The sequence below is a fragment of the Rathayibacter sp. AY1D5 genome, from assembly GCF_002932515.1.
In the GTDB taxonomy this organism is placed as follows: domain Bacteria; phylum Actinomycetota; class Actinomycetes; order Actinomycetales; family Microbacteriaceae; genus Rathayibacter.
Genome location: NZ_PSVU01000047.1, coordinates 1 through 11,688, shown reverse-complemented (window position 1 = coordinate 11,688; position 11,688 = coordinate 1). Strand labels below are relative to the sequence as shown.

The following is an 11,688-nucleotide window of genomic DNA, read 5'->3' as shown; positions in this document are numbered from 1 at the left end:
GAGACCATGTTCCGTCCCTACGGTGTCGCGCTGCGCGCGATGATCGTGCTCACCGTGCTGCTGGGAGCGGCGTACCCGCTCGCGGTGCTCGGGATCGGGCAGCTCGCCCTGCCCGCCCAGGCGAACGGCTCGCTGCTGCGCCAGGACGGCGCGGTGATCGGCTCGTCGCTGATCGGCCAGTCGTTCACGGACGCCGACGGAGCGCCCCTGCCGGAGTGGTTCCAGTCGCGTCCCTCCGCCGCGGGCTACGACGCCGCGGCCTCGACCGGCAGCAACCTCGGCCCCGAGAACGCCGACCTGGTCGCGTCCGTCGAGGAGCGCCGGGCCGCGATCGCGGCCTTCGAGGGCGTCGACCCGGCCGCGGTTCCGGCCGATGCGCTGACCGCCTCCGCCTCGGGGCTCGACCCCGCGATCAGCCCCGCCTATGCGCAGCTGCAGGCGCCCCGCGTCGCCGCCGCCCGCGGGCTCGACGTGAGCGCCGTGCGCGCGCTGGTCGAGGAGCACACCGCGGGCCGCGAGCTCGGGTACCTCGGCGAGCCGACGGTGGACGTGCTCGAGCTCAACGCCGCTCTCGCGCGGCTGTGACCGCTCCGGTGGCGCCTCCGGCTCGTAGAATCGCGATCGGCTCGTCGGGACCGTCCGATCGAGCGGATCGACGCCGGTCCCGCGAGCCCGGGGCGCCCCGGCGCCGCGAGCACGAGGGGAGGCCGGGAGCATGACGAAGGGCCGCCTGCGCGTGCTCCTCGGAGCCGCGCCCGGAGTGGGCAAGACCTACACGATGCTCGAGGAGGGCCGTCGGCTCGCCGCCGAGGGCCGCGACGTCGTGGTGGCCGTGGTCGAGACGCACGGCCGCTCCGCCACCGCCGCGATGGTCGAGGGGCTGGAGGTCGTGCCGAGGAAGGCCGTCGAGCATCGCGGCGTGCTGCTCGACGAGATGGACCTCGACGCGGTGCTCGCCCGCCGGCCCGACGTCGCGCTGGTCGACGAGCTCGCGCACACCAACGCCCCCGGCTCCCGGCACGAGAAGCGCTGGGAGGACGTGCGGACGCTCCTCGACGCCGGCATCACCGTCTTCTCGACCGTGAACATCCAGCACATCGAGTCGCTCAACGACGTGGTGCACGCGATCACCGGAGCGCCGCAGCGCGAGACGATCCCGGACGCGGTCCTCCGCGCCGCCGACCAGATCGAGGTCGTCGACCTGGCGCCCCAGGCGCTGCGCGACCGCCTCGCCGACGGCCGCGTCTACCCGCCCGAGCGCATCGACGCGGCGCTCTCCAACTACTTCCGGCTCGGCAACCTGACCGCCCTGCGCGAGCTCGCGCTGCTCTGGCTCGCCGACGAGGTCGACAGCGCGCTCCGCGACTACCGCGTCGAGCACGGCATCGACAGCACCTGGGAGGCGCGCGAGCGCGTGGTCGTGACCCTCACCGGCGGCCCGGAGGGGGAGACCCTGCTGCGGCGCGGCGCGCGGATCGCGGCCCGCGCCTCCGGGGGCGACCTGCTCGCCGTGCACGTGGTGACCCCCGACGGCCTCCGCACCCCACGCCCGCACGTGCTCGAGGCGCAGCGGGTGCTGGTCGAGAAGCTCGGCGGCAGCTACCACCAGGTGGTCGGCGAGGACGTGCCGCGCACGCTGGTCGAGTTCGCCCGCTCGGTCAACGCGACGCAGCTGGTGATCGGCGTGAGCAGGCGGAGCCGTCTCGCCTCGGCGCTGACGCCCGGCACGGCGTCGACGGTGATCCGCGAGTCCGGCAACATCGACGTGCACATCGTCAGCCACTCCGCCGCCGGGCGCACCGCGGTGCTGCCGAGGCTCGACGGGGCCCTGACGCTGCGGCGCCGCCTCCTGGGACTGGCCCTCGCCCTCGTGGGCGGCCCGCTGGTGACCTGGCTGCTCTCGAGCCTCCGCAGCGACGAGTCGATCACGAGCGACGTGCTCTCGTACCAGCTGCTGGTGGTGGTGGTCGCGCTGGTCGGCGGGCTCTGGCCGGCCCTCTTCGCGGCCGTGCTCTCGGGGCTGACCCTCGACTTCTTCTTCGTCGATCCGCTCTACACGATCACCGTCGACGAGCCTCTGCACGCGCTGGCGCTGGTGCTCTACGTGCTGAACGCGGCGCTCGTCAGCGCCGTGGTCGACCGCGCGGCCCGGCGGGCGCGGGCCGCCAAGCGGTCGGGGGCGGAGTCGGAGCTGCTGGCGACGATCGCGGGCGGCGTGATCCGCGGGCAGGGGGCGCTGCAGGCGATCCTCGAGCGCTCGCGCGAGGCGTTCGGGCTGACCGGCGTGCGGCTGCTGCGCGGCGGCGAGCTCGTCGCGGCCGACGGCGAGCCGCAGCCGGAGGGCGATCCCGCGCGCATCGCGGTGGGCGAGGGCGCGGTGCTCGAGCTGCACGGCCGCGAGCTGGAGGGGAGCGAGCGGCGGCTGCTCCAGGTCGTCGCCGCCCAGCTGGACTCGGTGCTCGAGAACGCGGCTCTCAGCGAGACGGCCAGCTCCCTCGCTCCGCTGGCCGAGACCGACCGGGTGCGCAGCGCCCTGCTCTCGGCCGTCAGCCACGACCTGCGCCGGCCCCTCGCCGCGGCCACCGCGGCCGTCAGCGGACTGCGCTCGCCCGAGGTGGTCTGGAGCGAGCGCGACCGGGAGGAGCTGCTCGCCACCGCCGACGAGAGCCTCACCGTGCTCGCTGCGCTGGTCACCGACCTGCTCGACGTGACGCGGCTGGAGGCGGGGGCGCTCGCCGTGGCGCTCGCTCCGCTCGACGCCGCCGACGTGGTGCTCCCCGCGCTCGACGAGCTCGGGCTCGGTCCCGGCGAGGTCGACCTCGACCTCGATCCGGAGGGCCCGGCGCTGCTCGCCGACGCGGTTCTGCTGCAGCGCGTCGTGGTCAACCTGCTCGCGAACGCCGTCCGCTACGCGCCGCCCGGGACCCGGGTGCGCGTGGCCGCCAGCGCCTTCGGCGGGAGCGCGCAGCTGCGGATCGTCGACCACGGCCCCGGGGTGCCCGAGGAGCGCCGCGCCGAGATCTTCGTGCCGTTCCAGCGGCTCGGCGACGACGACAACCTCACGGGCCTGGGCCTCGGCCTCGCGCTCTCGAAGGGGTTCACGGAGGGGATGGGCGGCACGCTCGAGACGGAGGACACTCCGGGGGGCGGGCTGACGATGGTGGTGACGCTGCCGCTGGCGCCGGAGACTGCTGCCGCTGCTCCTGCGGCTCACGTCGCTCCTGCCGCCCCGCACGACGGCGGGTCGGGCACCGCTCCGCACGAGGACTCCGGAGGAGCCGCATGAAGATCCTGATCGCCGACGACGACCCGCAGATCCTGCGCGCCCTGCGCATCACGCTCACCGCCCGCGGATACGACGTGGTGACGGCCGGCGACGGCACCGAGGCGATCAACCGCGCGGTGGACGAGCATCCGGACCTCTACATGATCGACCTCGGCATGCCACGGCTCGACGGGGTCGAGGTCATCCACGGACTGCGCGGCTGGACGAGCGCGCCGATCCTGGTGGTGTCGGGGCGGACGGGCGCGGCCGACAAGGTGGGCGCGCTCGACGCCGGCGCGGACGACTACGTCACCAAGCCGTTCTCGATGGACGAGGTGCTCGCGCGCATCCGAGCCCTCTCGCGGCGGGTGCAGCCGGCCGACGGCGAGCCGCTGGTCGTGATCGGGGAGGTGACCGTGGACCTGGTGGCCAAGAGTGCGACGCGGGACGGCGTCTCCGTGCGGCTGACTCCGACGGAGTGGCAGGTGCTCGAGATCCTCATCCGCAACGCCGGCAAGCTGGTCACCCGTCGCTCGCTGCTGGCCGAGATCTGGGGCCCCGCGCACGTCACCGACACCGGCTACCTGCGCCTCTACCTCGCCCAGCTGCGCAAGAAGCTCGAGCCCGACCCCGCGCATCCGCGCCACCTGCTGACCGAGGCCGGCATGGGCTACCGCTTCGTGCCCTGACCGGCCTCTGCTCAGCGGGGGAACCCCGGACCGTCGAGGGAGCCCGCCGGTCGTGGCTCCCGCGACGGTCCGGGGTCCCCTCGGCGGAGGGGGGCAGGTCACCAGTCGTGGACGGTGCCGTCGGCGAGGCGGTTGAAGGGCAGGTACGCGCGCACGTAGGGGTACTTCCCGGCGGCGTCGACGTCGAGCTCCACGCCCAGACCGGGGGCGTCGCCCGGGTGCAGCCGTCCCTCGCTCCAGGTGAACGACTGCTGGAAGACGCTGTCGGTCCGCTCGCCGTGCTTCATGTACTCCTGGATCCCGAAGTTGTGGATCGCCAGGCCCAGGTGCATCGCGGCCGCCATGCCCACTGGGGAGACGTCGGTGGGTCCGTGCATCCCGGACTTGATCTGGTACTGCGCGGCGTGGTCGAGGATCCTCCGGAGGTGGGAGACGCCTCCGGTGTGCGTGACCGCGCTGCGGATGTAGTCGATCAGCTGCTCGCGGATCAGGAGCTGGTAGTCCCAGACGGTGTTGAAGACCTCGCCGATCGCCAGGGGCGTGGTGGTGTGCTGCCGGACGAGGCGGAGGGCCTCCTGGTTCTCGGCGGGCGTGCAGTCCTCGAGCCAGAAGAGGTCGTACGGCTCGAGGGACTTGCCGAGGGCCGCGGCCTGGATCGGTGTCATCCGGTGGTGGCCGTCGTGGAGGAGGGGGAGCCCCGGCCCGAACTCGTTGCGGACGGCCTCGAAGACGCGGGGGACGTGGCGCAGGTAGGCGCGGGTGTCCCAGTCCTCCTCGGTCGGCAGGCCGCCGCGCTGCGCCGGTTCGTGGTCGTAGCGCACGCCGGTGTTGCCCTCGAGGACGGCGTTGGAGGCGATGCCGTAGATCGAGGTCAGTCCCGGCACCGCAGTCTGCACGCGGATCGCGCGGTACCCCTGCTCCTGGTGCTCGCGGATGCTGTCGAACAGCTCCGCGTCCGTCCGCCCGGACGCGTGGCCGTAGGCGAGCAGGCCGGTGCGGGACGCGCCTCCGAGCAGCTGGTAGAGCGGCATGCCCGCGGCCTTGCCCTTGATGTCCCAGAGGGCGGTGTCGACCGCCGCGATCGCCGCCATCGTGACCGGCCCGCGGCGCCAGTAGGACGACCGGTAGAGGAACTGCCAGGTGTCCTCGATGCGCGAGGCGTCGCGGCCGAGGAGCAGCGGCACGACGTGGTCGGCGAGATAGGAGACCACGGCGAGCTCGCGGCCGTTGAGGGTCGCGTCGCCGAGGCCGGTCAGCCCGTCGTCGGTCGTGAGCTTGAGGGTGACGAAGTTGCGGTCGGGACTGGTGACGACGACCTCGGCCTTGTCGATCTTCATGGGATGCCTTTCGTGGTGGGGGATCGGGTCAGGGGTTCCGGCCGGGAGCGCGGTCCATCGAGAACGCGGCGGTCGAGAGGCCGGGCGCCACGGGCGCGGCCTGACCCGTGCTCTCGCGGCGCTCGGCGATCTCGGCGACGATCTGCGCGTGCCGGCGGTCGGTCAGCGGGTAGAACGCCATGATCAGCACCGCGAGCAGGGCCGCGACGGCCGGGATGAGGCCGGCGGCGGCGCGGATGCCCCACTCGGCGTGCTCGCTCTGCTCCGCGGCCCCGGCCACGTAGCCGCCCCAGGCCAGCGCGTACGCGGCGAGGGCGCCTCCGACCGCCTGGCCGGTCTTGCGGGTGAAGGAGAACAGGGCGTAGATCGTGCCCTCGGAGCGGATGCCGGTCTTCCACTCCCCGTACTCGACGGTGTCCGCCTCGATCGCCCAGACGAGCATGTTGACGAGCTGGATGCCGACATAGGCGAGGACCAGTCCGCCGAAGCCGACCGCCACCGCGTCGCCCGGGGCGAGGAAGACGACCGTTCCGCCGCTGATCAGGACCCCGACTCCGGCCATGTAGGCGTTGCGCTTGCCGAACCGCCGCACGATCGTCGGAATGAGGGCGGCCAGGCCGAAGGTCAGGGCGAGCTGGATCAGCGACATCGCGGCGTAGAGCTGGACCGATCCGAGCACGTCGCGCAGGTAGTAGAGCTGCACGGTCTGGAGCGCGAGCGTCCCGGTGAGGAACAGGAACGAGCTGAGGCAGAGGAAGAGCAGCGGCCGGTTGGAGCGGAGGGTCCTCATGCTCTGACGGAACGTGACGTGCGCGACGTCGCGCTGGACGCGCTCCTTCGCGGTCAGGATCGTGAAGAGGTAGAGCGCGGAGCCGACGACGACGAAGCTCAGCGTGACGATCGAGAAGAGCGACTGCAGATCGGCGCCGGGGACGACCAGCGGGGCCATGAAGGTGCCGAGCCCGGCCCCCACGATCGCGCCGCCGATGGCGCGGGCGCTGGCGAGCTTCGCGCGCTCGGTGCCGACCTGCGTCATCGCTCCGGCGAGCGAGCCGTAGGGGATGTTGACGAGGCTGTAGGCGAGGCCGAGCGCGGCGTAGCTCAGGTAGGCGTAGAGCAGGGTTCCGCTCTCGCCGATCTGCGGGACGGAGAAGGTCGCGGCCGAGAGCAGCAGGAGCGGGACCGACCCGAACATCAGGAAGGGCCGGAACTTGCCGAAGCGCCTGCTGTAGGTGCGGTCCACGACCCGGCCGGCGAAGACGTCGGCGAACGCGTCGAAGATCCGCACGACGAGCAGCAGCGTGCCCGCCGCGGCCGCGGAGATCCCGGCGACGTCGGTGTAGTAGACGAGCAGGAACATCGTGGCGGTGGTGAAGGCGAGGTTGTTCGCCGTGTCGCCGGCGCCGTAGCCCACGATGCTCAGCTTCGAGAGCTTCTCAGCGGCGGGCGCTCCGGGCGCGGTGGTGCGGGGGGTCATGCGGGCTCCTTTACCCGGGCGCGGACCCGTCGGGGATCCGCGCCGCATCGAGACGGTGCGAGGGTGGCAATCGGTTGCCGACGGTGCCGGAAGGCACCGCACGGAGAGGCGGGGTGGAGGTCTAGGCCGCCTGAGCGGCGACCGCGGCGACGAGGGCCGGGTCGTCGGCGAGGCGCGGGTCGACGAGCCGCAGCAGCGCCTCGAGGGGCCGGGCGGAGCCGAGGGCGCGGTCGAGGGCGGGGCGCTGCGCGTCGGGCAGGCGGTCGCCCTGGAGCAGCAGTGCGATCCAGTCGGCGACGGCACGGAGGGAGGCGGCTCCGTCGTGTCCGCCCGCGCGCTCCGCGAGGAGCACGGGCGCGATCCGGATGCGGAGCTTGGCGGTCGCGTCGGCGCCGATCTGCTCGAGGCGGTGCTCGATCCGGGGGTTGCCGAAGCGCCCGAGGAGGGCGGCGCAGTAGGCGTCCGCGTCGAGACCGGCGGGGAGGCCGGCCGCCGCCTCCGCCCAGAACGCCTCGACGGCGCTCCGGCAGGCGGGGTCGGCGATCGCCTCTGCGACGGTGGCGAGGCCCCGCCGGCGGCCGGTGGCGGCGAGGAGCGTGTGCGCGCCGTTGAGGAGTCGCAGCTTGCGCCGCTCGAAGGGCTCGATGTCGTCCACGAAGCGGGCTCCGGCGCGCTCCCAGGCGGGTCGGCCGGCGGGGAAGCCGCCGCAGAGGACCCAGTCGCGGAACGGCTCGGTCACGACGGACGCGGCGTCGCTGATGCCGGTGAGCTCGGCCGCCGCCTCCCGGTCCGCCGCCGTGGTCGCCGGGGTGATCCGGTCGACGGAGGTCGACACGAACGAGACGGTGCGGTCGATCCAGTCGGCGAGCGACGGGTCGAGCTGCTCGGCGAGCAGGAGCAGTCCACGGCGCACGAGAGGGCCGTTGCCGGAGAGGTTGTCGCAGGGGACGACGGCGAGCGGGCCGGAGCCGGCGTCGCGCCGGGCCGCGAGGCCGAGGAGGAGGCGGCCGAGTGCGGTCGCCGGCGCTCCTCCCGATCGGAGGGCGTCGAGGTCGCTCCGGACGGCGGGGTCGTCCAGGTCGGGGCCGCCGTCCGCGGCGAGACGGTAACCGGCTTCCGTGATCGTCAGCGTGACGATCGCCGTCCCTGGAGCCGCGACGAGCTCGACGAGACGCGCGACGTCCGCGCCGTCGACCGCCTCGACGATGCTGCCCACGACCGTCGCCGAGTCGCCCTCCGGTCCGCGCTCGATCAGCGTGAACAGGCCGTCCTGCGCGGCGAGCTCCTCGGCCGCGCGGGGGCTCCGGCCGGTGAATGCGGCGATGCCCCACTCGTGGTCGTCGTCGACCGCGTGCGTGTACCAGGCCTGATGCGCTCGGTGGAAGGCGCCGAGGCCGAGGTGGACGATGCGGACGGGAGCCGCCGGCAGGCCCGCGGACGCGCGATCGAGCGCGCCTCCTCCGCCGTGCCCGCTCACAGCTTGAAGACCTTCCGCGGCTGGGCGTCGACGAGGTCCAGGATGACGGCGCTCGCCGTCTCGGAGTCGATCCGTCCCTCGGCGACCAGGCGCGCGAGGAACGCGGCGTCCAGCCTCCGCGCCATGTCGTGACGAGCCGGGATGGAGAGGAACGCGCGGGTGTCGTCGATGAAGCCGGAGCTCCGCGAGAAGCCGGCGGTCTCCGTCACGGCGGCGCGGAAGCGCAGCACCGCGTCGGGCGCGTCGAGGAACCACCACGGCGCTCCGAGGAACACCGACGGGTAGTAGCCGGCGAGGGGAGCGAGCTCGCGCGAGTGGGTGCTCTCGTCGATCCCGAAGAGGACGAGGTGGAAGCCCGGTGCGTTGCCGAGCTCCTGCAGCAGCGGGCGGAGGGGCTCGGCGAACCGGGTCGCGACGGGGATGTCGTGGCCGGTGTCGGGACCGAAGCGCTCGAAGGTCGGCCGATCGTGGTTGCGCAGCACCCCGGCGTGGACGGTCATCACCAGGCCGTCGTCGACGCTCATGCGGGCGGACTGCAGCAGCAGGTGCGCGGCGAGGACGCGGCTGCCCTCGGCGTCGATCGTGCCGGCGCGGGCGCGGGCGAAGAGGGACTGCGCCTCGGCGGGGTCGAGGTCGACGGTCAGCGGCTCCAGCACTCCGTGGTCGGCGGAGACGGCGCCGTGGTCGAGGAAGTACCGGCGCCGGGCGCGGAGGGCCTCGAGGAATCCGGGGAAGCTGGACTCCTTCGTTCCGGTGGCGGCGGCCAGGGCGGCGACGCGCTCGGGCCAGCCGGGGGTGGAGGGATCGAGGTAGGCGTCGGGGCGGAAGGTCGGCAGCACGCGGCCCGGGAACGCCGGATCCTCCGCCAGAGCCCGATGGACGGCCAGGTCGTCCAGTGGATCGTCGGTCGTCGCCAGCACCTCGATCCCGAACCGCTCGAAGAGCGCCCGCGGGCGGAAGGCGTCGGACGCCAGCCGGGCCCCGATCGCCGCGAAGAGGGCGTCGGCGGTGGAGGCGTCGGGCTGCTCGGTGATGCCGAACTGCTCGGCGAGGATCGACTGGAGCCAGTAGCCCGAGGCGGTTCCCGCGAAGATCCGCCAGTGCGCGCAGAACGTGCGCCACACCTCCTCCGGGCCGGCGAGGCGCTCGCCTCCGGGGATGCCGAGATCGCCGAGGTCGATCCCGGCGGAGTGGAGCAGCCGGGTGACGTAGTGGTCGTGCCGGAGGAAGAGCTCGGACGCGTCGGCGAAGGGGCGGTCCTCGAGCAGGAGGCGCGGATCCACGTGCCCGTGCGGGGAGAGGATCGGCAGGTCGGCGACGCTCGCGTGGAGATCGCGGGCGATCGCCCGGGTCGTCGGGTCGATCGGCAGGAGTCGGTCGGGATCGTTCAGCAGCTTCGTCGGCACGGGGCCATCCAAGTATGGGTGCCGAGGAGTGTCAACCGATTGCCAGAGGTGTCGCACCGGATGGCGCGCCGGGCGCGGACCGGGGTCAGGAGTCGCGGCGGGGCCCCGTCGAGGCGCGCGGGACGAACTCCGTCGGCAGGTCGTCGGCCCGCTCCGGAGGCTCCTCGTCGCCGAGCACCCGGCGGACCGCCCGCTCGCCCATCCGGCCCAGCGGTGCGCTGATGGTCGACAGCGGCGGCGAGGTGAAGTCGCTCCCGAAGATGTCGTCGAAGCCGATGATGCTGAGCTGCTCCGGGATCGCGACGCCCGACTCCTGAGCCGCGCGCATCAGTCCGATGGCGACCAGGTCGTTGTAGGCGATCACCGCGCCGACGCCGGAGGCGGTCACCCTCGCGAGCGCGCTCCTCCCGCCCTCGAGGGTCGAGACGCCCGGCCCGATCTCGACGACCGTCATGCCCCGCTGCGGAGCGCGGTCGAGGAGGAGCTCCCATCGCGCGGCGCTCATCCACGAGTCGGGCGGACCGGCGATGAAGGCGAGGGAGCGGTGGCCGAGGGCCGCGAGGTGGTCGAGCGCGGCGTCGATCCCGGGGGCGAGATCGGGCACGATCCCCGCGACGCCGGGGACCACGCGGTTGAGGACGACGACGGGGATGCGCCCGGCCAGCGCGATGATCTCCTCGTCGCTGAGGCGGGTGCTGACGAGGACGAGCCCGTCGGTGGAGGCGGCGATGCGGTCGGCCGCCTCGGCCTCGCGCTCCCCGGACTCCTGCGACTCGGCGAGGATCATCGTGAAGCCGCGGAGCGACGCCGCCCGCTCCGCTCCGCGCACGGCGGGGAAGAAGGCCGGGTTGGTGATGTCGGCCACCAGCAGCCCGAGGGTCGAGGTGCGGCCCGTCGGCAGCGCGCGCGCCATCGGGTTGAGCCGGTAGCCCAGCTCCTTCGCGGCGGCGCGGATCCGCTGCTCGGTCGCGGCGTTCAGCCGTCCGGGCGTGCTCAGCCCGCGGGAGACGGTGGAGGGGGCGACGCCGGCGAGTCGGGCGACGTCGTAGATCGTCGTCGCGGAGCGGCCGCGGCGTCTCGCGGCGGAGGGGCCGGTGGGCGCGTCTTCGCTGGGCACGATCGCGGTCTTCTCTCGAGGGGCACGGCGGCGGACGGGGCGCCGTCCGCCGCCCATGCTGCCACAGGGCCGAGAAGCCCGCCCGGCCCGTCGCTCGCGTCCGGGTCGGGCCGGATCGGGGAGCCCGCGCTCCGGGAGGCCGCCGTCGCCGGTCGGCCGCCCACCGCTCCGGTCCCGTCCAGCGCGGCTCCGCGCGGCTCCGCCCCGTCAGCTCCGCTCCGGGAACGCCCCCTCGTCGCGGATGCGCTCGTTGAGCGCCGCCAGGAACACGCCCTCGTCGAGGTCGAGCGGTACCTCGCGTCCCGTCCAGCTCGAGTAGTGGATGGCGTTGGCGAGCCGGACCCCGAGGATCCCCTCCGCCCCGGGTGCGAGCAGCGGCGTGCCGTGCAGGATGCTGTCCGCGAAGTCCTGCAGGACGGCCGTGTGCTGCTCGCCCCAGACCGACGCCGACTCGATGCGCTCCGTCGTGGAGAGGCCCGCGGTGTCGTAGCGACCGCTGAGCAGGAGGCCCACGTCCTCGGCGCTGAGGGCGGCGCTGACCTCGCGCTCGGGGGCGTTCAGCCGGGTGATCGTCGCGACCCGGGAGTCGTCGACGACGATCCGGCCGCGGTCGCCGACGATCTCGAGGCGGTCGGTGCCGATCGGGTCGTGCGTCGTGGTGACCAGCACGCCGGTCGTGCCCCCGCCGAAGTCGGCGAGCACCGTCACCTCGTCCTCCACCGCGATGTCGCGGCACCGCCCGTAGCCGGCCTTCGCGACCACCGACTCCGGCACTCCGCACAGCCACTGCCACAGGTCGAGCTGGTGGGGCGCCTGGTTGACCAGGACGCCTCCGCCCTCGCCTCCCCAGGTCGCGCGCCACGCGCTCTGGTCGAAGTAGGCCTGCGGCCGCCACCAGGTCGTGATGATCCAGTTCGAGC

The 11,688-nt window shown here is 73.8% G+C and carries 9 protein-coding genes; 3 read left to right on the top strand and 6 right to left on the bottom strand.

All coding sequences use genetic code 11. From position 1 onward, the window contains the following. Positions 1-6 precede the first annotated feature (6 nt). From kdpC to C5C82_RS13400, 3 genes are all read left to right on the top strand, one after another. Entirely contained in the window at positions 7-585 is a 579-nt protein-coding gene (gene kdpC, locus C5C82_RS13410; protein WP_104225770.1) for a K(+)-transporting ATPase subunit C, read from the top strand. Positions 586-715: 130 nt separating this feature from the next. Beyond that, positions 716-3,286 carry an ATP-binding protein gene (locus C5C82_RS13405; protein WP_104355218.1) on the top strand — a complete coding sequence of 857 codons (2,571 nt, stop codon included), beginning with the start codon at positions 716-718 and terminating at the stop codon, positions 3,284-3,286. Beyond that, a complete protein-coding gene (locus C5C82_RS13400) occupies positions 3,283-3,954 on the top strand; it encodes a response regulator (protein ID WP_104222647.1) in 672 nt (223 codons plus the stop codon). The genes C5C82_RS13405 and C5C82_RS13400 overlap by 4 nt, the downstream gene beginning before the upstream one ends. Before the next feature lie 98 nt (positions 3,955-4,052). Here the strand turns inward: C5C82_RS13400 and manD are convergent, their stop codons facing one another. From manD to C5C82_RS13370, 6 genes are all read right to left on the bottom strand, one after another. Next, a complete protein-coding gene (gene manD / locus C5C82_RS13395) occupies positions 4,053-5,291 on the bottom strand; it encodes a D-mannonate dehydratase ManD (protein ID WP_104323855.1) in 1,239 nt (412 codons plus the stop codon). 28 nt (positions 5,292-5,319) lie between these two features. Further along, entirely contained in the window at positions 5,320-6,768 is a 1,449-nt protein-coding gene (gene uidB / locus C5C82_RS13390) for a glucuronide transporter (RefSeq protein ID WP_104355217.1), read from the bottom strand. A 121-nt stretch (positions 6,769-6,889) separates the two neighbouring features. Further along, complete coding sequence (locus tag C5C82_RS13385) at positions 6,890-8,245, bottom strand: mannitol dehydrogenase family protein (RefSeq protein WP_181134448.1); 1,356 nt, start codon at positions 8,243-8,245, stop codon at positions 6,890-6,892. Further along, positions 8,242-9,651 (bottom strand): glucuronate isomerase, encoded by a 1,410-nt coding sequence (gene uxaC, locus C5C82_RS13380; RefSeq protein WP_104250264.1) that lies wholly within the window; start codon positions 9,649-9,651, stop codon positions 8,242-8,244. The genes C5C82_RS13385 and uxaC overlap by 4 nt, the downstream gene beginning before the upstream one ends. Before the next feature lie 85 nt (positions 9,652-9,736). Further along, a complete protein-coding gene (locus C5C82_RS13375) occupies positions 9,737-10,768 on the bottom strand; it encodes a LacI family DNA-binding transcriptional regulator (protein WP_159940282.1) in 1,032 nt (343 codons plus the stop codon). Positions 10,769-10,975: 207 nt separating this feature from the next. Next, positions 10,976-11,688, bottom strand: a 713-nt coding sequence (locus C5C82_RS13370; protein WP_258066121.1) for a Gfo/Idh/MocA family oxidoreductase, incomplete at its 5' end; no start/stop codon positions are given.